The following is a 23,761-nucleotide window of genomic DNA, read 5'->3' as shown; positions in this document are numbered from 1 at the left end:
TCAGCCGATCCCGGGGATGAGTCGCACGAGCAGGTCGATGAGCCAGATCCCGGCGAACGGCGTCACGATGCCGCCGAGACCGTAGATCAGCAGGTTGCGCCGCAGCAGCGCCGAGGCGCTGGCGGGCTTGTAGCGGACGCCGCGCAGGGCGAGCGGGATGAGCACCACGATGATCAGCGCGTTGAAGACCACCGCGGACAGGATCGCCGAGTTGGGGGAGTGCAGCCCCATGACGTTGAGCCCGCCGAGCTGGGGGTGGATCGCGGCGAACATGGCCGGGAGGATCGCGAAGTACTTGGCCAGGTCGTTGGCGACGCTGAAGGTGGTCAGCGCGCCCCGGGTGATCAGCAGCTGCTTGCCGATCTCCACGATCTCGATCAACTTGGTCGGGTCGGAGTCCAGGTCGACCATGTTCCCGGCCTCTTTCGCGGCCGAGGTGCCGGTGTTCATCGCCACGCCGACGTCGGACTGCGCGAGGGCGGGGGCGTCGTTGGTGCCGTCGCCGGTCATCGCGACCAGCTTGCCGCCCTCCTGCTCGGCGCGGATCAGGGCCATCTTGTCCTCGGGCTTGGCCTCGGCGAGGTAGTCGTCCACGCCGGCCTCGGCCGCGATCGCCTTCGCGGTGAGCGGGTTGTCGCCGGTGACCATGACCGTGCGGATGCCCATCGCGCGCAGTTCGGCGAAGCGCTCCTTCATGCCCGGTTTGACCACATCGGACAGCCGGATCACGCCCAGGACAGCGTCGTTGTCCGCGACCACCAGCGGTGTGCCGCCCTGGGCGCTGATCTCGTCGACCACCCGGCTGGTCTCGTCGGTGAGGACGAACCCGCCTGCAGCGCCCTTGCGGACCCGGCGGTCACCGAGGTCGATGCCGCTCATCCTGGTCTGCGCGGTGAACGGGACGAACTCGCCGGTCTTCTCCTGGTCGGTCGGCTCGGCGGAACGGCCGTACTCGGTCACGGCGAGGTCGACGATGCTGCGGCCCTCCGGCGTGCCGTCGGCCAGCGACGACAGCCGCGCCGCGTCGACCAGGGCGTCCAAGGACGCTCCGCCGACGGGGATGAACCCGGTGGCGCGGCGGTTGCCCCAGGTGATGGTGCCGGTCTTGTCGAGCAGCAGGGTGTCGATGTCGCCCGCGGCCTCGACCGCCTTGCCGGAGGTCGCCAGGACATTGCGCTGCACGAGCCGGTCCATGCCGGCGATGCCGATGGCCGAGAGCAGCGCGCCGATCGTGGTCGGGATCAGGCAGACCAGCAGCGCGGTCAGCACGATCACCGACTGCTGCCCGCCGGAGAAGATCGCGAACGGTTGCAGCGCCACGACCGCGAGCAGGAAGATGATCGTCAACGTGGACAGCAGGATGGTCAGCGCGATCTCGTTCGGCGTCTTCTGCCGTTCGGCGCCCTCCACCAACGCGATCATCCGGTCCACGAAGGACTCACCCGGCCTGGTGGTGACCTTGACGACGATCCGGTCCGACAGCACCGTGGTGCCGCCGGTCACGGCTGAGCGGTCGCCGCCGGACTCGCGGATCACCGGGGCCGACTCACCGGTGATCGCGGACTCGTCGACAGTGGCGATGCCCTCGACCACGTCGCCGTCGCCGGGGATCACCTCGCCCGCCTCGACCACGACGAGGTCACCGATCTTGAGCTCGGTGCCGGGCACGGTCTCGCCGGTCGTCAGGCGGGCGACGGCGTCCTTCTTGGTCTTGCGCAGCGACTCGGCCTGCGCCTTGCCGCGTCCTTCGGCGACCGCCTCGGCCAGGTTGGCGAACAGGACGGTCGCCCACAGCCACACCGCCACCGCGATCGTGAACACGCTCGGGTCGCCGAGGGCGAACACCGTGACCAGGATCGACCCGACCCAGACCACGAACATGACCGGGTTGCGCAGCTGGTGTCGGGGGTGGAACTTGCGCAGCGCGTCGGGGAAGGAGGCGAGCAGCTGCCGGGGGTTGAAGATGCCCGGCGAGACCTGCCTGCCCGGGGTGGGGGTCTGGCGGACCTTCTCGGGAGTCCGCTGGGTCGTCGTTGTCATAGCAGGGCCTCCGCGATGGGACCGAGAGCGAGAGCGGGGACGAAGGTCAACGCGGCGACCAGCACGATCGCCCCGGTCAACAAGGTCGCGAACAGCGGACCCGTCGTGGGCAGCGTGCCCGCGGTCTCCGGGACCCTCTTCTGCTTGGCCAACGACCCGGCCAGGCACAGCACCGCGATGATGGGGATGAACCGGCCCAGCGCCATGCAGACACCCAGGGAAGCCTGGAACCAGTCGCTGGTGACCGTGATCCCCGCGAACGCGCTGCCGTTGTTGTTCGACGCCGACGCGTAGGCATAGAGGATCTCCGAGAGCCCGTGCGAGCCAGGATTGTTCAACGCGCCTTGCGTGCTCGGTAGGACCGCTGCGATACCGGCGCCGACGAGCACCACGGTCGGCATCGCCAGGATCGAGATCGCCGCGGCGGTGACCTCGCGCTTGCCGAGCTTCTTGCCCAGGTACTCCGGCGTGCGGCCAACCATGAGCCCGGCCAGGAACATCGCGATGATCGCCATGACCAGGATGCTGTAGAGACCGGTGCCGACACCGCCCGGCGTCATCTCACCGAAGAGCATGTTCAGCAACGTCCCACCGCCGCCCAGGCCGGTGAAGCTGTCGTGCATCGCGTTCACGGCGCCGGTGGAGGTCGCCGTGGTGGTGTCGGCGAACAACGCGCTCGACGGGACGCCGAACCGGGTTTCCTTGCCCTCCAACGGACGCAGGCCGTTCGCCTCGGCGGTCCAGATCACCGCGAGCATCGCCGACCACAAGATGCCCATGACACCGAGCAGGACGTGACCCTGCTTGCGGTTGCCGACCATCGTGCCGAACGTGCGGGTCAGGCAGACGGGGATGAGCAGGATCAGGAAGATCTCGATCAGGTTCGACCAGCCGTTCGGGTTCTCGAACGGGTGCGCCGAGTTCGCGTTCAGGACGCCGCCGCCGTTGGTGCCGAGTTCCTTGATCGCCTCCTGCGACGCCACCGGTGCCGTGGCGACCGTGTGACCGTCCACAGTGACCCCGGACCTCAGGCTCATCACGACACCGGTGGCCACCAGCACGATCGCGAAGAGGGCCGCCACCGGCAACAGGATCCGGATGGTGCCGCGGGTGAGGTCCACCCAGAAGTTGCCCAGCCGGTCGGTCTGGTCGCGGGTGAACCCGCGCACCAACGCGATCGCGACCGCCATGCCGACCGCGCCGGAGACGAAGTTCTGCACCGTGAGCCCCGCCATCTGCACGGTGTGGCCCATGACGGACTCGGGGACGTAGGACTGCCAGTTCGTGTTGGTCACGAAGCTGATCGCGGTGTTGAACGCCATGCCCGGCGCGACGTCGCCGCGCCCGAAGTCGAACGGGAGGATCGACTGGACGCGTTGCAGGATGATCAGCAGGACCACGCCGACGAACGAGAACCCGATCACCGCTTGGGCGTAGGTGCCCCACCGCTGCTCGGCGTCCGGGTCGACCCGCGCCGTGCGATAGACGACGCGTTCCACCCGGGAGTGCTTGGTGCTGGTGTAGACCCGGGCCATGTAGTCACCGAACGGCCGGTACACCACGGCCAAGGCGACGATCAGGAGGCCGACCTGGAGCAGGCCCGCCACAGTCGAGGACATCAGAACTTCTCCGGCCTGATCAGCGCGACGAACAGGTACCCGATCAACACCAGGGCGAGCACGCCACCGACGACGTTCGCCACCACGCCCGTGCCGCTCACAACCTCTCCAGACCGCGCACCGTCAACGCCAGCAGCAGGAACACCCCGACCAGCAGCAACGCGTAGGCAAGATCCGCCACGGCGCGCTCCCTTCCGACCTCGAGCGACCCATCCGATGGACCGCGACGCCGGAAGAGTGCACGCCGGAACACCCCGTTCGACGCTGCCTGACGCGTCCTTGACGCCCCCGACCAGGACCTTTACGCGACATTGACACCCCTGCGACCTGCCTCTCACCCCCGTCGAGGCGACCCGACCACGGACCGTGACCTAGAGGTCCGCGCTTGGACAACCACGAGAAGTTCACCGCCGCGAAGGGGGCAGATCGGCCTGCCTTGGCCCGTGAGTCGGACAGGGTCCTCCACTTGGTCGTTCACGAGGACGCGCAGTCCCAGCAGGCTGCCCGCGCTCTGGCCACCGAAAGAGCGCCCAGCCGCGGCGACGCGGGTTCGATCCAGGCGCCCTGCGAGACCGGGGACTCCGCCTTCCAGCAGGTCGAGTTGGTCGAGGACGTCCTGGCGTGTCCTGCAACCGGACACGTCAGAACCGCGATGTGCGAGGACCCCTGCGGGGAGCGGAGAGGCGGGCACACGGGTCTGGAGTCGAGGTGGGTCGGCTGGACAATCGCGGAACCGTAGGCGGCCCAGAAGTCGACCAGCGGGCCATGGCCGTCCAGTGGGGACCCGAGACCGTGCGAGAACACGGTGACCGGCGACCCGCTTCCGGCCGCAGGCGCGGAAGCCCTCACACGTGGGCGCGCGCCGCAGCTGTGCACTCGGCACCGGCACGGGTGTCCGATCGCCGCGCTACTACGAGGAACAGGATCTGCTCATCTCGCGACGCAGTCCCACTGGCCAGCGGCGCTACATGGACAACGCCGTCGACCGTGCATGGCTGTTGTACGCGATCGCCTCGACAGCCGCGTCACCGATTTCGGGAGCGTCCGCGATCGCTTGGACGCCGCCATCGCCAACTGGCGGACAGGCGACCGCTGCGGGCCCGGTAGTCAACACACTGACACCGGGCCGTCCCGCACAGGCTGGGCGACCCGGGCTCGCGTGGCGGCTGGGTCAGCCCACCGGCAGCGATTGGCCGTAGTCCCGGTGCGCCGCGATCAGTGACCACCGGCCCGGCTGGGCGAGTTCCCTGGTCGAGGCGCCCAGTTCGACGACCCGGCCCGTGGCGCGGTCGACGGCGAGGAAGGAGGTCGCGGGGACCTGGTCGTCGGTGGGGTGGGGTTGGGTCCACCGCAGCGGCGTGGTCCCGGTGAGGACCGGTTGTGGTGGCCGTGCCGAGACCCGGGTGGTCGTGCCGGGGGTGCCGACGACCACCGGGATGGTGATCGACAGGCCCTCGCCCCACATGCTGCTGCGCGGGGTCAGCGTGATCAGGTGGCGGCCGGGGGAGAAGCGGCCCGCGACGGGGAAGCGGAAGGTCGCCTGCTTGGTCGCGGTCAGGAACTGCCGCACGCCGTTCGGGTCGGTGGTGTAGACGAGGTGGATGTCGGGTGCGGCGTGCTGGCGGTAGGTCTCCAGCGGTACGCCGAGGGTGGCCGCGTCGTCGCCGCTGGGGTCAAAGGTGACCTCGATCGCCTTGTCGGTGACCCGCGCGGTCACCTGGCGCGGTGCTGTCGGTGGGAGCAGGGGGAGGTAGTTGCCGTTGGCGACGACCTCCGGGCCGACCCCGGCCAGGTTCGTGTCGCGGACCGACACCGTGTACGGGGCCCCGTAACCGAGGTTCGGCGGCCACTCGAAGTCCGCCGTGTTCGTCTCGGTCCACTTCGTCAGGAGCGGACTGGCGCAGGTGGGAGCCGTCCCCCCGCACAACCGAACCTCGCTCCGGTTGACCCCCGCCGCGGCGTTGTGGTCCCTGGCCCAGCTCACCCGGACCCCGGTCGGGGTCGCGCTGCCCTGGACCATGTCGACCGGCCCGGGCACCGTGCCCGCGGAGACGAACCGCGGGTGGTGGATGGTGACGACGGGCCAGGCCGCGGACATCGTGGCGGGCATGACGGCCTGGCCGTTGGCGTTCTCCGGGAGCACGTAGGCCGCCCACGGCCCCGGCGAGGTGGTGAAGGTGGCGCTGGTCCCCGTCGTCTGCTGCGACCAGCGGCCCTGCGGGTTGTCCGGGTTGACCAGCACGGCGGTGTACCGGGTGACCGGCGGGTCGGTGACGACGGGGTTCCAGCGCAGGGTGATCGAGGTCGCCGTCGCGGTGGCGGTGAAGTCGGTGACCGCGAGCGGCAGCGTCGGCCACGGGCCGAGTTGGGCCGCCGTGGTCCAGCGGACCGCGCCGCCGGTGGTCGTGTCGATGAACGCGCGCGCGGCGGGGGAGAAGTCGTACACCCCCGGCATCACCCCGAGCGCCGCGGCGGTCATCAACCCGACCAGGTGCCCGGTCGTGTCGCCGGGGCGGTGGTAGAACGCGGGACCGCCGCTGTCGCCGGAGATCGCCGACGGTGGGGTGCCGAGGGAGAACAGGCGCGGCGCGCCGGTCACGGTCGTCCACCCGGCGGTGAGCGGGCCGCCGCCCATGCCGACCGCCAGCACGTGACCACCGAAGCTGTTGTCGTCCGGCAGGCCGCCGTCGACGAGGTCGGGGAACGCGGGCGCGGGCAGGGCAGCGGCCAGGTGGGACAGGCTCAGGTCGCATGTGGACTCGGCGCACGAGGTGACCGCGTCGATGGTCGCGGTGCCGTAGGCGTTGGTGAACGTGCCGCCGACCCGGCCGGGCGCGTGCGCGGTCGTCAACACCCACCGCGGCGCGATCTGCACCCCGGAGGCCAACGCCGGGCCCGCCAGCTTCCAGTCGTCGACGACCCGTGAGCTGATGGGCTCGCGAACCGGGTAGGCGGTCGGGTCGAGGCCGTAGCCCACGGCGGCGGCCGGGACCGCGGAGACGAGGACCAGGACACCGGCGAGCGCGCCACGTCGCAACCAGCTCATGGCGGCACCGTAGGGCGCTGTCGATCACCTGTTCCAGCGGCGGAACCCCGCCGTCACCAGGTGTTCGTCGCCAGTTGGCCGCGGGCGCGATGACGTACCCCCGTGGAGGTAGCGAACCGCGCCCGCGTCAGCTAGGCCGTTGACTCCCGGGGCGTCAGGCCACGGCGGTTGCCTCGAGTTCGACCATCAGGGTGGGGAGCGCCAAGCGGGTCACGCCGAGCAGGGTGGTGGGTGGCGCTGCCTGGGCGGCGCCGAGCTTCGCCGCCAGGACGCCGTAGTGCTGGAAGAGGTGGTCGACGTCGGTGGTGTAGACGGTGAGTCGGATCAGGTTGGCCAGGGACATGTCCGCCGCGCCGAGGACGGCCTCCAGGTTGTCGAGGCTCAGCGCCAGCTGCGCGCCCATGTCGCCGTCGTGCTGGGGCGTGCCCTCGGCGCTGGTCGCGGTCTGGCCGGAGCAGTACAGGGTCCTGGTGTGCCCGGAGACGATCTCGCCCTGGTTGAACCCCATCGCCGCCGACCAGGTCACCGGGTTGACGGCCGTTCGCCGCACTGCCATGTCGAGCTCCATTCGAGTGGGTGTGCGCCGAGCCTGCCAAGTAATCACGACATCTTGTGTCATGTATTCCGGTAGGCTCCGGCCATGCGCGCGGACCGGCTGGTCTCGATCGTGCTGCTGCTGCGCCGGCACGATCGGCTGTCCGCGACCGCGCTGGCCCGGGAGCTGGAGGTGTCCACCCGGACGGTGCTGCGCGACATCGAGGCGCTGTCCGCGGCGGGGGTCCCGGTCTACGCCGAACGCGGCAGGCACGGTGGGTTCGCGTTGTTGCCCGGATTCAGGACCGAGCTCACCGACCTGAGCCACGACGAGGCGCTCGCCCTGCTGATCGCCGGATCACGGCGCGGCGCGCAGGTGTTCGGCCTCGGTTCCGCGCTCGCCTCGGCCATGCGCAAGGTGGTCGACGCGTTGCCGGAGGGCAATCGGGCCACCGCGGCGGGCGCGGTCCAACGGCTGCTCGTGGATCCGGCGACCGACCTGCTCTCCCGCGGGCAGGCGGGCGAGGAGGTGCCCGACGCGATCGCGGCGAAGGTCCGGCGCGCGGTGTTCGCCGGGCGCAAACTGCGCATCCATTACGCGGCAACGGATCAGGCCCCGAAGTGGCGCACCGTGGACCCGGTCGGACTGGTCACCGTGCGCGGTCTGGGCTACCTGTTGGCGATCAGGGAAGGCGCCGACCGGACCTACCGACTGTCCCGAATCCTTGCCGCCGAGGCACTGGCCGAACCCGCGCAACGACCGGACCGGGTCGACCTGGACCGGGCGTGGCAGGAACGCGGCGCACGCTTCCGCGCCGGCGGGGACCAGGTCGTCGTGCTGGCACGCGTGAACCCGGCGCGGCGGGAAGACCTGGTGGAGACCGCTCTGGCTGTTCTCGCCGAGGAGACCGAAGTGGACGGCTGGCTCCGGCTGGAAGTGTCCTTTCAGGATTCCAGGCACGCGCAGTGGGCGTTGTGGCAGCTTGGAACCAACGCGGAAGCCCTTACCCCGCAATGGTTGCGAATCTCGCTGCACGACCGCGCTGTCGCGATCGCGGCCTGCTACGAATGATCGGGAAGCGCAGAGCCCGCCCGGCCACTCAGGTGTGTGGCCGGACGGGCTCCTGGCGTCGCGGGGTCGTGACCGGGGGTCAGCGGCCCTGCAACGACCTGACGTTGTCGCCGAAGGTCCAGTTCTTCGACCCGTCCCAGTTCAGCGACCAGGTCATCAGACCCTTGAGGTTGCCGCCGAAGCTGTTCCACGCCTGGGACACCAGCGCGGGGGACATGTAGCCGCCACCGGCACCCGGCTGCGCGGGCAGGCCGGGGACCTGCTTGTCGTAGGGGACCTTGATGGTGGTGCCCTGGATGACCAGGCCCTGGTTCAGGCACTCGGTCTGCTTGACGAAGCCCTGCACGGTCGCCGCCTGGTAGGAGTCACCGCTGCAGCCGTACATGCTCCCGTTGTAGTACTGCATGTTCAGCCACCAGAGCCTGCCGTTGTCCGCGTACTTCTTGATGACCGGCAGGTACGCGCCCCAGATCGAGCCGTAGGTGACGCTGCCGCCGGTGACGTAGGCGGTCTCCGGTGCCATGGTCAGGCCGAAGTTCGACGGCATCTGGGCCAGCACGCCGTCGATGATGCGGATCAGGTTGGCCTGCGACGCCGACGGCGTGTTGATGTTGCCGGAGCCCGCCAGGCCGGTCTCGATGTCGATGTCGATGCCGTCGAAGTTGTACTTCTTCAGGATCGGCACGATGGTCGCGACGAACTTGTCGGCGACCGTGGCCGAGTTCAGGTCGATGCCCGCGGTCGCGCCGCCGATCGACATGAGGATCGTCTGGCCCTGCGCCTTGGCCGCGCACATCTCGGCGGGCGTGGCGACCTTGACGGTGCTGTCCATGCCGTCTTCCCACAGCGCGGTGCCGTCGGAGCGGATCACCGGGAACGCGGCGTTGAGCACGTTGTAGCCGTGCTGGCGGATGACCGGGTTCGAGACGGTCGTCCAGCCGAACGGCGGGTGCACGCCGTTCGAGGCGCCGTCCCAGTTCTCCCAGTAGCCGACGAGGACCTTGCCCGCGGGCTTCGACTTCACCGCGCAGGTCTCGCCACCGGGGTCGGTGGTCGTCGTTGTCGTCGGCGGGGTGGTCGTCGTGGTGGTAGTGGTCGTCGGTGGGGTCGTGGTGGTTGTGGTGGTGGTCGTCGTCGGACGCGTGGTCGTCGTAGTCGTCGTCGTGGGGCGGGTGGTCGACGTGGGCGGGTTGCCGTCGCAGGCACCCAGGTCCGTCCACAGCGACTGCCCCGCGACCGGGTTCCACCCGGCGCCCGGCCACGCGGTGTGCGTGACCTTGGCGCTGTAGGTCCGGCTCAGGTAGGTCACCCTGGTGCCCGAGGTGTAGGTGTTGCCCTCGGCCCACGCCGGGGCGTCACACGCGGCGAGGGCGTTCGCCGCCGATGCCTGCCCGGTACCCGCCACGGCGAGCGTCGTCCCCACGACAATGGCAATACTGGCAACCATCGCGATCCCTATTCTCTGGGATCTCATCAATCTCGATGGCAAAGAAAAGTTCCACATACAGTGATTATCATGAAACTTCCAGTCAATGTCCATACTCGCGCACGTCAACGACACTCCGCCTTGTGGTCCAGGCGGCGCGGGGAAGGGTTCCCGGCGGGACATCGCCTGGTCAGGGCCGTGCGTTCGGGGTGATCCGGGAATGCGGCCGACGAATCGTGATCTAGTGGAACCCGAGCAGGAAAAGCAATGCCGCCCGGGCCGATGACGGGTATGAACCGCCCCGGGTGTGCGCAGACTCCTGTCCTTGGGTGGTTGGGGCGATGGTACGAGTTCCGACATCCGGCGGCGCCGCGGCCTGTTTGACGAGCACTTGACAGGTGTTCCCGGAATGGCGATCGATTCGATTGTCGAGATAGTCGACGGTCGATAGGACCGTGGTCCGGACCAGCCGCGCGGTTCGCTGTGGACGAGCGCGGGCGGCGCTGCGGTTTCGGCCGATCGGCTGGACGTGGGTCGGCCGATCGGTCAGTGACCGGGTACTTCCGGCCGACTCCCCGGCCGGGTCGGCGTTCCTAGCATCTGGCGGCATGGCGATCCTGCTCTCCGACCCGGTCGTCCACGCCGTGCGCGTGGTCGACAACGGCGACCCGCTGGTACCCCTGCCCTTCGCGCCCGAGGTGCTGGTCCGGGCGGGCCTGGCGCGCAGGCTCGTGCGGGCGAGGGCCGCGTTGCCCGCCGGGGTGGGGCTTCGGGTGGTCGAGGGGTACCGGTCCGTTGTGGACCAGCGGGCGATCATCGACGACTACACGCGCGAGTTGCGGTCCCTGCACCCGGCCGCCGACGAGGTGGAGTTGGCGCGGCTCTCCAGCAGGTTCGTCGCACCGGTCGCCGTCGCGCCGCACGTGGCCGGGGCCGCGGCCGACCTGACGCTGGTCGACGGGGCGGGCGTGGACCTGTGGCTGGGGACGCGGATCGACGAGACCCCGGAGCAGAGCGCGGGGGCGTGCTACTTCCACGCCGAGGTCGACGCCGAGGCGCGGCGGAACAGGACCCTCCTCGCGCACGCGCTCGGCGGCGCCGGGTTGGTCAACTACCCGACCGAGTGGTGGCACTGGTCGTACGGCGACCGCTACTGGGCGCTGATGACGAGCGCCGCGCACGCCCTGTACGGCCCGGTCGAGGCCCCGGTGACCGTGTGAGCGCGCCCGCCCGCGTGGTCGCGCGCACCGCTCCCACGCTGACCGTCGACCTGTCCGCCGTCGCCGAGAACACGCGCCGGTTCGTGCGTGCCGTGCCCGGGGAGGTCATGGCGGTGGTGAAGGCGGACGGCTTCGGCCACGGGCTCGCCGCGGTGGCCAGGACGGCGGTGGCGAATGGCGCGACGTGGCTCGGGGTCACGTCGCTGGCCGAGGGCGTCGCCGTGCGCGCGGCCGGGGTGGGTGAGCCGGTGCTGAGCTGGCTGAACCCGGTCGAGGTGGACGTGGCGACGGCGGCCGGGCACCGGATCGATCTCGCGGTGCCGAGCCCGCGGCACCTCGACGCCATCGTCGCGGCCGGTCACCCCATGCGCGTCCACCTGCAATTGGACACCGGGATGGCTCGCGACGGCGCCGCGCCGGACGAGTGGTCCTCGCTGATGGCCGCCGCTCGACGGGCTGAGGTGGCCGGTCGGGTGACGGTCGTGGGGATCATGGGGCACCTGGCGATGGCCGGGTGGCCCGGCCATCCGGCGAACTCGCGCGGTGTCGACGCGTTCCTGCGCGGGGTCGCCATGGCCGAGCAGTCCGGGCTGCGTCCCGCCGTGCGGCACCTGGCCGCTACCGCCGCGACGCTCACCCTGCCCTCCGCACACCTGGACATGGTCCGGATCGGCGCCGGGCTGGTGGGCATCGACCCGTCCGACAGCACCACCCTGCGGCAGGCACTGCGGCTCACCGCACCGATCGCCCAGGTCAGGCGCGTCGCGGCAGGGGTCGGTATCGGGTACGACCACACGCGCGTGACCTGCCGCCCCACCACCCTGGCCCTGCTCCCGCTCGGGTACGCGGACGGCCTGCCGAGATCGGCGTCCGGTCGGGCCCAGGTGCTGGTCGCGGGCAGGCGGTGCCCGGTCGTCGGCCTGATCTCGATGGACCAGACCGTGGTGGACGTGGGCGAGTGCCCGGTGGAGCCGGGCGACGAGGCGGTGGTGTTCGGCCCCGGCGACGGCGAACCGACGGTGGACGAGTGGGCGGCGTGGGCGGGCACGATCCCGCACGAGGTCATGACCGGCATCGGCTCCCGGGTGAGCCGGAGCGTCCGGTGACGTGGGGGTGTCCTTTGGTGGAAGGCGTGGGGAGCGGGGTGCTGGGGCGATGACCGAGCGGGTCAGGGTGGCTGTGGTGGGGGGCGGGCAGAGTGCCGAGCACGAGGTGTCGCTGGCTTCGGCGGCGTCGGTGGCGAGGGCGCTCGACCCGGTGAAGTACGAGGCGGTGGCGTTCACGATCGGTCGGGACGGCGTCTGGTGCGATGCCGAGCGGCGCCCGTTCGGTACGTCGCAAGTGGATAGTCTCGCGGGGGCGCTGCACGCGCTGGCCACCTGCGAGGTCGTGCTGCCGCTGCTGCACGGTTCCCTCGGCGAAGACGGGGCGATGGCGGCGCTGTTCGAGTTGGCTGGCTTGCGGTACGTGGGTTCACCGCCGCGGGCCGGGGCGCTCGCGATGGACAAGTGGGCAACGAAACTGGTCGCCGAGGCGGTCGGCGTGCGCACGGCGCCGGGGAGGTTGGTGACGGCCGCGGACCCGGTGGCCTTCGAGCGTCCGGTGGTCGTGAAGCCGGTCGCCGCGGGGTCGAGCTTCGGGGTCCGGCTCGTGCGCACCGAGGAGGAGCTGCGGCCCGCCCTGCTGGCGGCTTTCGAGCACGACGACCGGGTACTGGTCGAGCACGTGGTGACCGGCCGGGAGATCGACATCGCGGTCCTCGAAGACCCCTCGGGAACCGCGCGGACCGGCCCCCCGCTGGAGATCCTCATCGACGGCCCGCTGTTCGACACCACCACCAAGTACGACGGCGCCGCGAGGTTCCTGATCCCGGCCCCCCTCTCCGACAGCGAGTCGACAGCCCTCACCACCGCCGCCCTCCGCGTCTACACAGCCCTCGGCTGCCGCACCCTAGCCCGCGTCGACTTCTTCCTGACAGCGGACGGCCCGGTGCTCAACGAGGTCAACACCATGCCGGGCATGACCGAGGCGTCACAGGTCCCCAAGATGTTCGCCGCCGCCGGACTGTCCTATCCGGACCTACTCGACCACATGATCCGGGCAACCCTTGTCAAGGAAGCCATGCCGGGCGGGTCGTTGGGGTAGTGCATCGAGTCGACGTGTCCTCGCTTGGGTCTGGTTGCGCCGCGCCGTCACGGAGGTTGACGAACCGCGTATTCGGGATGCCCTGGAGGTCGTGAGCGCGCACTGGGTGGACGCCCTTTCCCCGCTTGAAGGTTGCTGGTGCGTGAACTGTCGGTGGCCGAATGCTTGAAGGCGTTCGCGAGGGTGAGTGTCAACGGGTGTAGAGCGTGAAGCCTCGGGCGCCCGGTGTGTTGGCGCGGTTGCGCGATGGCGCCTGGGCCGCACCGGGCAACGCGATGGGCGGGCTGCCTGACTGCGGCGGCCGATGGGGTGAACCGGTCTTCCTTGTGTGCCAACGCATCCCGGCGAACTGGTACAAACTTCCCCGAACGAAGGGGGAATCCACCATGTGGGGATCCTTGTTCAGCGCACTGGCGCTGGCGGCAAGCCTGACGCAACCCGCGATCGGCTCGGCCGCACCACCCGATCAGACCACCGTCCCGGCGTGCGACGGCAGCCAGCTCAAGGGCGAGTTCCGCGACCGCAGCTCCGAGGGCGGGGACGCCTACATCATCCTGCGCTCCCGCAACACCAGCACGACTCCCTGCGCCCTCAACGGCTACGGTGACCTGCAGCTCATCACCGGCGCGGGCACCTACAACCGCACCAACGCCGTCCCCACCGCCCCCGGCCCGACCGAGATCTACCTGGCCCCGGGCGACACCGCCGACAAGAAGTTCCACTGGCTGCTCTACGGCTGCCACGAGTTCGAACACGTCTCCTCGGCCGTCTGGGTCACACCCCCCACCTCGACAACCCGCTACCTCGGCCGCTTCGTCTTCGGCCGCGTCTGCGACGGCTTCATCGAACACTCCGCCTACTACCCGACCCCCACGTCCTAGCCCTGCCACCCGGCGACGGGGTGTCACCGGTGCCCCCCGGTGACACCCCGTCGCGATGGGTCAACGAAGTGGGCCGCGAACCGGGGAGCACCGCTGCGACGTGAGCGGAGCACGCGTGGTGGCGCTGGGCACGCCCAAGGAACGCGAGCGCGGCCAGTGGTACTTCCAGCGCTAGGTCGCCCATCTGCCGACGGCGGGGGAGATGGTGCTGTTCGACCGGTCCTGGTACGACCGCGCGGGTGTGGAACGGGTCATGGGCGGCTAGCCGATACCGACCGCGCCGCTGACCAGTCAGAACGGTGTCATGTCAACGAGCACGGTTGGTGGCTGCCGTCGGTGCTACGCGATGGGCGGGCAGGCCGGGGACGAGCCACCCAGGGCGGTGGGTCGCGGTGTCGTCGTGGTCGGAGGTTCCTCGGTCACGGGCGGCCCGCCCGAGGCGAGGCGGGTGCCAGAGCACAGCGTCGTCTCCACCACGCCATCGCTCGCGTCGCCCTGGGCGAACACCACGTACGACGACCACAGGGCCAGCTCGATACCGCAGGTGGCGCCCCCGACGGCGGTTTCCACGCCGACCAGCGCAGGCGCGGAACCCTTGTGGTTGCGGTAGTTCAGGACCAGGTAGCGGTACTTGTCGTCGTGCGCGGTATCCGGGTCGCCCGAGAGCAACGCCCGCCCGACCACCACCCCGGTGAACACGTGCGTCGCCCGGGCGTACTTCGCGCCCTCACCGCCGGGCAGACAACTACAGGCACTGGCCGTGCCGACGAACACCCCCACCAACATCGCCGCCGCCAGCCCGATGACCGCCAACACCCGCGCGAACCTGCTCCGGAAGACCGCCATGCTTCCTCCCCGGGGAAACGACTGCTACCCCGAGCCTAGCGACGCCCGCAAGCGCGACACCACCCCATTGACGCCAGGGGCACCGTCCGGAACATCAAATGCGAAGGCGACCGCGACGTGCGGGGTTATGGTGGGGGCATGGGGTCGGTCAAGCAGGTCCAGGTCACCTTCGACTGTGCGGAGCCTGAGCGGGTTGCTCGGTTCTGGTGTGCGGTGTTGGGGTATGGCGCGCCGCCGCCGGAGGGGTTTGGGTCTTGGGCGGAGTTTGATCTGTCGCTGCCTGGGGAGCGGCGGGGGGCGGCGTTCGCCTGTGGGGATCCGGAGGGGGTGGGGCCGCGGTTGTACTTCCAGCGGGTTCCGGAGGGGAAGGTCGTCAAGAACCGGGTGCACCTCGACGTCCGGGTCGGGGTTGGGTTGGTGGGGGAGGAGCGGTTGGCTGTGCTGGAGGCTGAGTGCGCGCGGCTGATCGCGCTTGGGGCGACGCGGGTGCGGTTGCTGCTTGCCGATGATGACAACGAGTCGTGCATCGTGATGCAGGACGTTGAGGGCAACGAGTTTTGTCTGGACTGAGGTGCTTGTGGGTTGTGGCGGTGCTGGTCGCGGGGTGTTCGGCGGGGCAGGTTTCGGGTGGTGCGCCGCCTGCCGGGACGACGACTGCTTCCAGCGCCGAGGCGGTGGATGCCGCGCTGGTGCGTGAGTTCGCGCAGTTGGAGGGGAAGTACGACGCGCGGCTCGGGGTGTACGCGGTGGACACCGGGCGCGGGCGCGCGGTTGCCTACCGGGCGGATGAGCGGTTCGCGTACGCGTCGACGTTCAAGGCGTTCGCTGCGGCCCTGGTGCTGGACGCGACCACGCCGCAGCAACTTGAGGAGTCGGTGCCGATCCGCGCGGCAGACCTGGTGGCCAACTCGCCGGTCGTCGAACGGGCGGTCGGGGGCACGATGACCTGGCGCGAACTGTGTGACGCGGCGGTGCGGTACAGCGACAACGCGGCGGGAAACCTGTTGCTGCGGCGCATCGGCGGACCCGCGGGACTGAAGGCGGGCCTGGCCGCGCTCGGCGACCAGGTCACGTCCGCCGACCGGTACGAACCCGACCTCTCCTCGGCCATTCCGGGAGACCCGAGGGACACCAGCACGCCCCGGGCCATGGCGACGAACCTTCGCCAGTTCGCCGTCGGAAGTGCACTGTCCGAAGAGGACCAGATGCTGCTCAACGACTGGCTGCGCAACAACACCACCGGCAAAGACGTCATCAGAGCTGGCGTGCCCCGCGACTGGACCGTCGGTGACAAGACCGGTAGCGCCGACTACGGCGGTCGCAACGACATCGCCGTGCTGTGGCCGCCGGGCCGGGATCCGATCGTCATCGCCGTGTTGACAAGCCGCGACAAAGAAGGCGCCGAACGCTCGGACGCACTGGTCGCCGATACCGCACGGGTCGTGGCGCGTGTGTTCGGCTGAGCGAGGTTGGCCGTGGCAGTCCATTCAGGCACTGCCACGGCCATCCGATCGGCAGCTAGTTCCGACTTGCCGCAGCCACAAGGAGCTTCGCGGCCACCGTGGCTCCATCGGTGCGGATCGTGCTGGCGACGGCGGTCGCTCGGGCGCGGGTCTCGGGGGTCAGCGCCGTGGTGAGGGCGGCGGACAGGGACTCGAAGGTCGGGGCGGGGCCTTCGTGGGCGGCGCCGATGCCCAGGGCGGCGATGCGCGCGGCCCAGAAGGGCTGGTCCGCGATCTGCGGCACGATCACCTGGGGCGCACCCGCCTGGGCCGCGGTCGTGGTGGTGCCCGCGCCACCGTGGTGCACCGCGGCGGCAACCCGGCGGAACAGCGCCTGCTGGTTGACATCGCCGACGACGAAGCAGTCGGTGGCGTCGTCGATCGCTGCCAGGCCCGCCCAGCCGCGGGCGAGGACGACACGGCGGCCGTGGGCCCGGACCGCCTGGATGGCCACCTGGGCGATGTCCTTCGGGATGTAGGACGCCATGCTGCCGAACCCGACGTACACCGGCGGGGCGCCCGCGTCCAGGAACGCCGCCAGGTCAGTCGGGAGTGGACGGTCGTCGGGCAGGGTCCACGCCCCGGTCTGCACGACGTCCAGGTCGGTCTTGCCCTCCGACGGGCACAGCGTCGGGTCGGCCGCCAGCCACGGCTGGTCGGTGAAGACGTGGTCGCGCACGTTGTCCACCGGCGGCAGGCCGATCGCCGCCCGGCCGCTGTTGAGCGCCGCCCCGTACAGCGCGTTCACCCGCTGGGCGTCCTGCTCCCACAGCTTCCGGTTGTCGGTCTCCCCGTCCGGGGACGGCGTGCCCGGCCGCTGCCCGGGGGACGAGTGCCGCGACGGCAACCCGAGCAGGTGGAAGCACGCGAGCACGTACGGGATGCCCCGCTTCTCGGCCACGTCCCGCGCCCCCGCGGGCATCAGCCCGGTCGCCACCAGCGCGTCACACCCCTCGGCGGCCGCGGCGAACGTCTCGAACCGGGCCGCCACCAGCGCGGGAGCCAGCTTGAACGCGTCCTCGGCCGTCGGCGGCTTCGGATTGGCCACCACCGACCGCACCGACGGCCCGAACGGCACGAACTCCACCCCGACCCGCTCCGCCAACCCCGCGAACTCCCCATCCGGCGGCGCGCACAACCGCGCCTCCGCCCCTAGCCCCCGCAACGCCACCGCGAGCCCCACCAGCGGCTCGACGTCCCCACGCGATCCCCACGTCGTCAACAGCACACGCACTTCTGGATCTCCATTTCCCCAGCTCCTGGCCATAGCGCGGGCAATTGTGCGGCACACCCGGGGTCTTGCCACAAGCCCCCCGGTGCGCTATATGTTGAGGTGGAGGGGAGTGGGGCTTCCTCCATGCTCCACATCCACATCGGATCGCGTCGCGCCAGGTGTTCGACAGCGGGGAGCCGGTGGGGACCTTCGGCTGTCACTGTCGCGATGAGATGGGCGGAGGACCTCAGCCCAGCGCGGCCTGGATGGCGTTGGCGGCGTTGTTGTGCCCGTTGGTGTTGGGCCGGACCATCGCCCAGCGGCCGGTTCGGTCGACGACGCCCTCCACCCAGTTGACGCCGTCGGGTTCGCAGACGTCGTGGGCGTCGCTGGGGGTGTAGAGGTCGATGTAGCGGATGCCTTGGCGGGCGGCGCTTTCGGCGATGACGCGGTTCATCTGCTCGACGACCTGGGTGCGCAGCCAGGTGAGGTCCGGGTAGCTCACGGTGGCGAAGTGGCGCAGGCCCGCTGGGGTGAGGCCGTGGTCGCAGGCGGTGGGGTCGGCGGGGACGATCGTCGGGTAGCCCACGGCGAGGACGGTGGCGCGGGGGGCGGCGTTGCGGATCATGGTGAGCATGCCGTCGTACTCGGCCGCCAGCAGGGACAGGCGGTCGGTGATGGTGGGGACGCCGTCCCAGCCGAAGCTGAAGTGGTCGGCGCACGGGTGATCGGCGACGGGATCGGCCCACTCGCCCAGTTGCAGGCAGGCGAAGACGAGCTCGACGAACCCGAGGGTGTTGCCGCCGACCCCGACGGTCACCAGGTCCGTGTCGGCGGTGACGGCGTCGAGTTGGCGGGGGACGGGCGGGAACGGGAAGTCGGGGTCGAACACGTCGAAGAACGGGATGAGGTGGCCGGGAGGCATCTGCGGCTGGTACGTGATGTTCGCGATCGATGCCCCGGCGCAGCTGACGTTGGTCAGCTCGTAGCGGCCGGATAGTCTGGTGCGCAACAGTTCGGGATAAGATCCGGACGTACGGACGCAACCGTCGCGCACGCCACTGACCTCTCTGCCTGCCGCGTCGATGCCGCCCGCGGTGTAGGCGTCGCCCAGTGCCACCCAGCGCAACGGTCTCGCCTGCTGTGCTTGCGCGACCGGTGCGAATGTCGCCATCGTCACGACGACGGCGGTCAGCAGTGTTCTAGCGCGTCTCATCGCCACTCCCTCGGTTCACGGATCTGCCGTCCATAAGTGGTACCCGGCACCGTGCGTCCCAAGCGGACGATCGTCGTCACCACTCTTTGCGGTGAACCTCCAAGTGACGCTCCGTGCAACCTCAGTCGACGAGCACCTGCTCGCGCAGGATGTCGGCGTGTCCGCAGTGGTGGGCCAGCTCCCGCAGCACTTGCAGGTACACCCAGTGCAGCGTGCGCGGCCCAGCGCGGTGGCCGGTCACGACCGTGCTCAGCGGGAGATCGGCGGTTGCGGCCCGGGCGGTGGCGCAGGCATGCTGGTGGGCGGCCGTGATCGAGGCGATGGTGTCGTCGTCGGCGAGCCGGAAGGACTCATCGGGGCTCGGCACCAGGCCGAGTTCCCGGCGGGGCGTGCCGCCGACGCACTCCTCGAACCACACGCGCTGCATCCAGGTGACGTGCTTGAGCAGCCCGAGCAGTGTCGTCGCCGAGCGCACGAGCCTGCGGCGGGCCTGCTCCTCGCTGAGCCCGTCGAGAGTCGCCTCGATGGCGCCGCGGTAGTCCTCGATGACGGCGTCGAGCTGGGTGCGGTCGTCTTCCAGGGGTACGTCGAACAGGCCCATGGAGGTCTCCGATCGGGTGGCGTGCCTCAGATCCTGCACCACCGCCGGTCGCTCCACAGTGGGAGGCGGTCCACCGGAGTCGTCACCGCGGGGTCATGGCGGCCAGGAAGGCCGGGGCGTACCCGGCGGACTGGCCGCTCGCGTTGGGGTGGAACGTTTCCGGGTTGACCGACCAGTCCGGGTTGAGGAGGACGCCGGTGAACCAGGCGGTGTCGGTGTCGCAGAGGCCGTGGCCGTCGAACGGGGTCGGGGGAACGTAGGTGATGGGGATGCCTTCGGCGCGGGCGGCGTTGACGGCTTGGCCGATCTTGATGTTGAGGGCGAGCGCCTGCTGGTTCAGCCAGAGTGCGTCGGCGTAGGTGATGGAGATGAAGGGGCCACCGAACCAGCACTCGTAGCCGACCGGGGTGAAGGTGTAGTCGCGGTAGTCGTCGCCGAATAGGTCTGGGTAGCCCGCGACGTAGATGTGCGCGTTGGGGGCCTGGCCGTGGATGGTCCGGTACACGTGCAGGAGGGGCCGGTGGCGGTAGTCCATGGGGTCCCAGGCCGTGCCGTCCAGGATGGCCAGACGCGCGGCGACGTCGTCGTTGAGCGCCTGGTCGGTGCCGCAGCCCGCACCGGTGTGCAGCGGCGAGCTGACGCAGGCGGCCATGACATCGGCGAACTGGGCGTCGTTGCCGCCGACGGTGAGCGTCACGGCCTCGGTGAGCGTGGTGAGCTCGAACGCCTGGCCACCTAGCGACGCCTGGGTGACCTCCCCGGTGACCGCACCTCCACAGGCCGCGAGGTTCGGTGTGCCGAAGCCGAGTCCGACGGCCACCGCGTGGGCGTAGGCGTTGCCGGAGCGGTAGCAGCCGTCGGTGTAGTTGCCCGCGCCTTGGCCGGAACTGAAGGAGTCACCCAGGGCGATGTAGCGGACGGGAGCGGTGCGGACCTCCAGGAGGCCGGTGGCGTAGTAGGCCAGAGGAGCCCACGACCCGTCGGTGACGCACGTGGCCGAGATGGCGTAGGTGCCGAGTGGGAAGTCGACCTCGCCGAGCATGAAGTCCTGGTACTTGGTGGGGATCTCGACCTCGACGCGCCACGAGGCGTCGGCCGGGTCGAAGGGCTCGGCGAAGTGCAGGTTGAGATTGCCGATCTGGCCGCGCACGGCTTGGCCGGTCGGACAGCCGTCGGTGGACCGGATCGTGACGGTGCTGCCGGGCCGCACCAGCGGCGGATCGACGGTGAACCGCGGCGAACGGGCGGTGACAGTGAAGGGTTCGGGCTCGTAGCTGTGGGTCGTGCCGCCCTCGCGCTGGCAGTCGACGGTGAACTGCCCGGCACCGGGCACGGGTTCACGGCTGGGCAGATAAGGGCCACCCTGGCCCATCCCGTTGACGGGCAGCAGGAACCTGGGTGCGGCCAGCCACGACCCGTCCGGGTTGGTGGGCATCCAGGTGCCCATCGAGGTGAACACACCACCGGCGGCATCGATGAACCTGGCGACGGTGTTGTCGGTGCCCGCCGGACACGGGTCCACCTGGCTGAGCACCACCTCCATCCCGGGACGCCCGGCCGCCGAGCTGACTTGGAACCGCGGCCCGGTCTGCCCGAGCGCCGCGGGCGCGCTCACCACACTGACCGCCACCGCCACCGCCATTGCCGCCAGCCGCTTGACCACAGTCATGGACCTATGAAGGCATGGGCCGCCACGGGGCGAACAGGTCCGAACGGGTTGGCGTTGCTGGTGTCCCGTTGTTGTCCTGCCTGCTGGACGATCAGCATCAACGGCGGTGGCGTGGCCCCGTGAAGAGGCCACGCCACCGCCTTCGACCCCACTACGGGGTACCGCACGTCCTGACCCACTTGGACGAGGCGACCTGGTCGTTGATGGAGTAGGTGTAGCCGTCGCGGCCCGCGCCCCAGCTGAAGTAGTTCCAGCGCATGTCGCGCCACACGCTGGCGGGGCCGAGGCAGGCCCATGCTCCTGTGTGGTCGGTGTGGTAGTAGAGGTTGATCGCGTTGTTGTAGGTGGTGCTGCCGTTGTTCTGCACGGCGCTGGCGCGGTTGCGGAAGTTGCCGCAGTTGTCACCCCAGTTGTAGTCGTCCTCCGGCCAGCTGCAGCTCAGCCCGCCGTTGGTCTCGTCGTTCCAGATGTTCTCCCAGGCGTACACCCTGCCGTCGCGGCACCTGAGCTCCAGGACGCGGACGTAGGCGCCGGAGCTCCACCGGTCCCAGCCCATCGGGAAGTACCGCTCGTTGCCGCCGACGCTGACCCGCGCGACGCAGCCCGCGGGGATCTCCACCTGGTCGATGTCGAGGCAGTTGGTCGGCGACGAGCACCCGCCCAGCTTCTGCCCGGGGGCCAGGGACCGCACGGTCCACGGGTCGCTGTCGTGGTCCTTGTACCGCGCGTAGAGCGTGCGGTTGGTCTCGTTCTTGACCTCGCCGCAGATCACACCGACTCGGCAGGCGTCGGCTTGGGCCACGGTCGGGGTCAACGCGAAGGTCAGGCCGGTCAGCATCAGGGTGGCTGACAGGAAGGTGAGCAGTCTCGATCTGACGCGCACGGGGGTCCTCTCCTCGAACTGCCTGTGGTGGCCAGACTCTAGGAGCGCCCGGGGCAGGCGGCGGGCCCCGCGGACCAAGACGGGACGGTGGGACGTCGTCTCGGCGCTGACCTGCGGGGACGGGGTTCCGTGGGACGCCGGTCAGCCGCGTTCGACCAGCACCGGCTCCTCGGTGACGACCAACGGCTCGCCCGCGCGCAAGGCGTCGGTGGTGCCGTCGAGGTGCCGGATGGCGCGGGTGCCCGGGGGAGCGGTCGTGGTGGCGGTTCCGGTGTGGGTCCACAGGATGCCGGCCGGGTAGTCGCGCTCACCTTCGGTGATCAGGAAGTCACACTGCCACACCGCGTCCGGCAGTCCGCTGCCGCGCCCACGCCCGCACCCCTGCACCCGCGCGTCGGCCAGCCAGACCTGGAGTTGCTCCACCGCCAGGGCCGCCGAGGTCGGTGCGCCGCCGACCGCCTGCAACACCAGCGGGATGCGGGTGCCGCCCCAGTTGTAGAAGTACATGCGCTCGAGGTTGGTGTCGTGGGCGAACAGACCCGCGAGGAAGAACCGCACCGCGTAGTTGCGGCTCATGGTCTCGTCGAGCTTGCCCTCCAGCGGGATGGTGTAGGTCGTCCCGGTGTTCCAGATCGGCGGGTGCAGCCCGAGGGCGTGTAGCTCGCGGTCGACGGTGTCGGTCAGCTCGAGCACCGACTCCGGCGGGTCGGAAGCGCGGCGCTGGAACAGTTTGACGCTCGCGACATCGCAGTACCCGTACCCGCCCAGCTCGGCGAACCGGCGCAGCACGGCCATGCCCTCGTCCGTCCACAGCTGCCCCATGCCGGGGCAGGCCAGGGTGGCGGCGGGGTCGGTGGCCCGCAGGATCCTCGCCGCTCGCCGCGTCATCTCGACCAGGGACTCGACGCTGCCGGTGTAGAATCGCTTGTCGTTGCCCAGAACCCAGAGCTCGTACGACTCGATCCGGCCCCGGTACCGTTCGACGACCGAGGTGACGAAGGCGTCCCAGTCGGCGAGGTCGTCCGGTGGCGCGGACGAGGACTTGTCGCTGTAGGGGGTGGGTGGTCCGTTCGGCGCGGCCCAGTGGGGTGTACCGCCGAAGACGAACAACACCGGCAGCCCGGCGTGGTTCGCCCCGTCGACCAGCCGGTCGAGCGTGGTCCAGTCGGGGCGGCCGCGCTGCCGCTCGACCTCCGACCACCGCGTCCCGCTGTCCCACAGCCGCACCGCGCCGACCCGGAACGACGGCATCGCGCCCACCGCGCTGTTGATCGTGACCCCGAACAGCTCCCGCGGCACCGGGGTGGGTGGCCGCATCCACACAGGACCGGAGACCCATTGCGGGACGGGCGCGGGCGGTATCGGCGTCGACCCGCCGATCAGCACCAGCACGGCAGCGGCGACGATCAGTGCGGGCCACCACCGTCTGCGTAATCGGGCCGGTGGCGGCGTGTCCGGTTCGGCTGGCTTGGGCGGTTTCTGGGGGAGTTCCGGGCTCGCATCCACGGCGCGGGCCCAGAGCCGGTGCAGCTCAAGTAGTTCCGCCGGGGTGGCCCCGCAGGTCAACCCGATCTGCTCGACGACGCCGAACTTCTCCGGCACCGCTGCCCCGGTGCAGTACCGGTGCACCGTCGACTTCCCCAGGTTCACCCGCCGCCCGATGCTGTCGTAGCTGCGCCCGCTCCTGGCCTTCAACTCAGCGAGCCGCTCCCCCAACTCCCGCGCCCCGGCAGACCCCACCACCGTTCTCCCGCCCCCGCCCCGACCACCACGACCCTCGCGGCACGCCGGGTGACACGGTACTCATCACCCCCAGGCGCCCCTCCGGTTCCGCTTGCGTTCAAAGCC

General features: G+C 70.3%; 20 protein-coding genes and 3 pseudogenes. 8 read left to right on the top strand and 15 right to left on the bottom strand.

Annotation, left to right across the window (positions count from 1 at the left end):
* From kdpB to CLV68_RS20505, 6 genes are all read right to left on the bottom strand, one after another.
* Positions 1-2,040 (bottom strand): potassium-transporting ATPase subunit KdpB, encoded by a 2,040-nt coding sequence (kdpB, locus tag CLV68_RS20535; protein WP_121392539.1) that lies wholly within the window; start codon positions 2,038-2,040, stop codon positions 1-3.
* Positions 2,037-3,659, bottom strand: coding sequence for a potassium-transporting ATPase subunit KdpA (kdpA, locus tag CLV68_RS20530; RefSeq protein WP_121392538.1), 1,623 nt, complete (start codon positions 3,657-3,659; stop codon positions 2,037-2,039). The genes kdpB and kdpA overlap by 4 nt, the downstream gene beginning before the upstream one ends.
* Positions 3,659-3,760: a K(+)-transporting ATPase subunit F gene (gene kdpF, locus CLV68_RS20525; protein ID WP_121392537.1), complete on the bottom strand. Its 102-nt coding sequence runs from the start codon at positions 3,758-3,760 to the stop codon at positions 3,659-3,661. The genes kdpA and kdpF overlap by 1 nt, the downstream gene beginning before the upstream one ends.
* On the bottom strand, positions 3,757-3,912 hold the full coding sequence (locus tag CLV68_RS34085) for a hypothetical protein (RefSeq protein ID WP_170224474.1): 156 nt from the start codon (positions 3,910-3,912) through the stop codon (positions 3,757-3,759). The genes kdpF and CLV68_RS34085 overlap by 4 nt, the downstream gene beginning before the upstream one ends.
* Positions 3,913-4,830: 918 nt before the next feature.
* A complete protein-coding gene (locus CLV68_RS20510; RefSeq protein ID WP_121392534.1) occupies positions 4,831-6,705 on the bottom strand; it encodes a hypothetical protein in 1,875 nt (624 codons plus the stop codon).
* Positions 6,706-6,859: 154 nt separating this feature from the next.
* Positions 6,860-7,255 (bottom strand): RidA family protein, encoded by a 396-nt coding sequence (locus tag CLV68_RS20505; RefSeq protein WP_211346726.1) that lies wholly within the window; start codon positions 7,253-7,255, stop codon positions 6,860-6,862.
* 90 nt (positions 7,256-7,345) lie between these two features.
* Between CLV68_RS20505 and CLV68_RS20500 the strand changes: the two genes are divergently transcribed.
* Positions 7,346-8,311, top strand: a complete 966-nt coding sequence (locus CLV68_RS20500; protein WP_121392533.1) for a helix-turn-helix transcriptional regulator — start codon at positions 7,346-7,348, stop codon at positions 8,309-8,311.
* 79 nt (positions 8,312-8,390) lie between these two features.
* On the opposite strand, the pseudogene CLV68_RS20495 reads toward CLV68_RS20500, so the two are convergent.
* Both CLV68_RS20495 and CLV68_RS35900 read right to left on the bottom strand, forming a co-directional pair.
* A pseudogene (locus tag CLV68_RS20495) lies at positions 8,391-9,350 on the bottom strand (chitinase); the annotation flags it as partial.
* A 189-nt stretch (positions 9,351-9,539) separates the two neighbouring features.
* Positions 9,540-9,758: pseudogene (locus tag CLV68_RS35900) on the bottom strand (carbohydrate-binding protein); the annotation flags it as partial.
* A 587-nt stretch (positions 9,759-10,345) separates the two neighbouring features.
* Here CLV68_RS35900 and CLV68_RS20490 point away from each other — a divergent pair.
* From CLV68_RS20490 to CLV68_RS20470, 5 genes and pseudogenes are all read left to right on the top strand, one after another.
* Positions 10,346-10,957: a M15 family metallopeptidase gene (locus CLV68_RS20490; protein WP_121392531.1), complete on the top strand. Its 612-nt coding sequence runs from the start codon at positions 10,346-10,348 to the stop codon at positions 10,955-10,957.
* Positions 10,954-12,063 carry an alanine racemase gene (gene alr / locus CLV68_RS20485; RefSeq protein ID WP_121392530.1) on the top strand — a complete coding sequence of 370 codons (1,110 nt, stop codon included), beginning with the start codon at positions 10,954-10,956 and terminating at the stop codon, positions 12,061-12,063. Before CLV68_RS20490 ends, alr begins: the two co-directional genes overlap by 4 nt.
* A gap of 49 nt (positions 12,064-12,112) precedes the next feature.
* Positions 12,113-13,102, top strand: coding sequence for a D-alanine--D-alanine ligase family protein (locus CLV68_RS20480; RefSeq protein WP_121392529.1), 990 nt, complete (start codon positions 12,113-12,115; stop codon positions 13,100-13,102).
* A 386-nt stretch (positions 13,103-13,488) separates the two neighbouring features.
* Complete coding sequence (locus tag CLV68_RS20475; RefSeq protein WP_170224491.1) at positions 13,489-13,983, top strand: DUF4232 domain-containing protein; 495 nt, start codon at positions 13,489-13,491, stop codon at positions 13,981-13,983.
* Between the two features lie 109 nt (positions 13,984-14,092).
* Positions 14,093-14,242, top strand: a pseudogene (locus CLV68_RS20470) (polyphosphate kinase 2); the annotation flags it as partial.
* Between the two features lie 80 nt (positions 14,243-14,322).
* Here the strand turns inward: CLV68_RS20470 and CLV68_RS20465 are convergent.
* A complete protein-coding gene (locus CLV68_RS20465) occupies positions 14,323-14,829 on the bottom strand; it encodes a hypothetical protein (RefSeq protein WP_246010015.1) in 507 nt (168 codons plus the stop codon).
* 138 nt (positions 14,830-14,967) lie between these two features.
* On the opposite strand from CLV68_RS20465, the gene CLV68_RS20460 reads away from it, so the two are divergent.
* Both CLV68_RS20460 and bla read left to right on the top strand, forming a co-directional pair.
* On the top strand, positions 14,968-15,399 hold the full coding sequence (locus tag CLV68_RS20460; protein ID WP_121392527.1) for a VOC family protein: 432 nt from the start codon (positions 14,968-14,970) through the stop codon (positions 15,397-15,399).
* Positions 15,387-16,292, top strand: a complete 906-nt coding sequence (bla, locus tag CLV68_RS20455; RefSeq protein WP_121392526.1) for a class A beta-lactamase — start codon at positions 15,387-15,389, stop codon at positions 16,290-16,292. The genes CLV68_RS20460 and bla overlap by 13 nt, the downstream gene beginning before the upstream one ends.
* 55 nt (positions 16,293-16,347) lie before the next feature.
* Here the strand turns inward: bla and CLV68_RS20450 are convergent, their stop codons facing one another.
* The 6 genes from CLV68_RS20450 to CLV68_RS20425 form a co-directional block, all read right to left on the bottom strand.
* Entirely contained in the window at positions 16,348-17,565 is a 1,218-nt protein-coding gene (locus CLV68_RS20450; RefSeq protein WP_121392525.1) for a glycosyltransferase, read from the bottom strand.
* Positions 17,566-17,791: 226 nt separating this feature from the next.
* A complete protein-coding gene (locus tag CLV68_RS20445; RefSeq protein ID WP_147460085.1) occupies positions 17,792-18,760 on the bottom strand; it encodes an SGNH/GDSL hydrolase family protein in 969 nt (322 codons plus the stop codon).
* 121 nt (positions 18,761-18,881) lie between these two features.
* Complete coding sequence (locus CLV68_RS20440; RefSeq protein WP_121392900.1) at positions 18,882-19,361, bottom strand: DinB family protein; 480 nt, start codon at positions 19,359-19,361, stop codon at positions 18,882-18,884.
* 82 nt (positions 19,362-19,443) lie between these two features.
* Positions 19,444-21,030, bottom strand: coding sequence for an SGNH/GDSL hydrolase family protein (locus tag CLV68_RS20435; RefSeq protein ID WP_121392523.1), 1,587 nt, complete (start codon positions 21,028-21,030; stop codon positions 19,444-19,446).
* Between the two features lie 151 nt (positions 21,031-21,181).
* Complete coding sequence (locus CLV68_RS20430) at positions 21,182-21,913, bottom strand: hypothetical protein (protein WP_121392522.1); 732 nt, start codon at positions 21,911-21,913, stop codon at positions 21,182-21,184.
* A gap of 141 nt (positions 21,914-22,054) precedes the next feature.
* Positions 22,055-23,653: a helix-turn-helix domain-containing protein gene (locus CLV68_RS20425; RefSeq protein WP_211346698.1), complete on the bottom strand. Its 1,599-nt coding sequence runs from the start codon at positions 23,651-23,653 to the stop codon at positions 22,055-22,057.
* Positions 23,654-23,761: the final 108 nt, after the last annotated feature.

Source organism: Actinokineospora cianjurensis, assembly GCF_003663795.1.
Lineage (GTDB): Bacteria > Actinomycetota > Actinomycetes > Mycobacteriales > Pseudonocardiaceae > Actinokineospora > Actinokineospora terrae.
The sequence above is the reverse complement of the archived record's forward strand: the minus strand, read 5'-3'. Positions and strand labels throughout refer to the sequence as shown.

Excerpts from the sequence above, each read along its gene's own strand:
- kdpB (WP_121392539.1), bottom strand. The coding sequence starts at position 2,040 with ATGACAACGACGACCCAGCGGACTCCCGAGAAGGTCCGCCAGACCCCC.
- kdpA (WP_121392538.1), bottom strand. The coding sequence starts at position 3,659 with ATGTCCTCGACTGTGGCGGGCCTGCTCCAGGTCGGCCTCCTGATCGTC.
- CLV68_RS20510 (WP_121392534.1), bottom strand. The coding sequence starts at position 6,705 with ATGAGCTGGTTGCGACGTGGCGCGCTCGCCGGTGTCCTGGTCCTCGTC.
- CLV68_RS20500 (WP_121392533.1), top strand. The coding sequence starts at position 7,346 with ATGCGCGCGGACCGGCTGGTCTCGATCGTGCTGCTGCTGCGCCGGCAC.
- CLV68_RS20490 (WP_121392531.1), top strand. The coding sequence starts at position 10,346 with ATGGCGATCCTGCTCTCCGACCCGGTCGTCCACGCCGTGCGCGTGGTC.
- CLV68_RS20480 (WP_121392529.1), top strand. The coding sequence starts at position 12,113 with ATGACCGAGCGGGTCAGGGTGGCTGTGGTGGGGGGCGGGCAGAGTGCC.
- CLV68_RS20475 (WP_170224491.1), top strand. The coding sequence starts at position 13,489 with ATGTGGGGATCCTTGTTCAGCGCACTGGCGCTGGCGGCAAGCCTGACG.
- CLV68_RS20465 (WP_246010015.1), bottom strand. The coding sequence starts at position 14,829 with ATGGCGGTCTTCCGGAGCAGGTTCGCGCGGGTGTTGGCGGTCATCGGG.
- CLV68_RS20460 (WP_121392527.1), top strand. The coding sequence starts at position 14,968 with ATGGGGTCGGTCAAGCAGGTCCAGGTCACCTTCGACTGTGCGGAGCCT.
- CLV68_RS20445 (WP_147460085.1), bottom strand. The coding sequence starts at position 18,760 with ATGAGACGCGCTAGAACACTGCTGACCGCCGTCGTCGTGACGATGGCG.
- CLV68_RS20440 (WP_121392900.1), bottom strand. The coding sequence starts at position 19,361 with ATGGGCCTGTTCGACGTACCCCTGGAAGACGACCGCACCCAGCTCGAC.
- CLV68_RS20435 (WP_121392523.1), bottom strand. The coding sequence starts at position 21,030 with ATGACTGTGGTCAAGCGGCTGGCGGCAATGGCGGTGGCGGTGGCGGTC.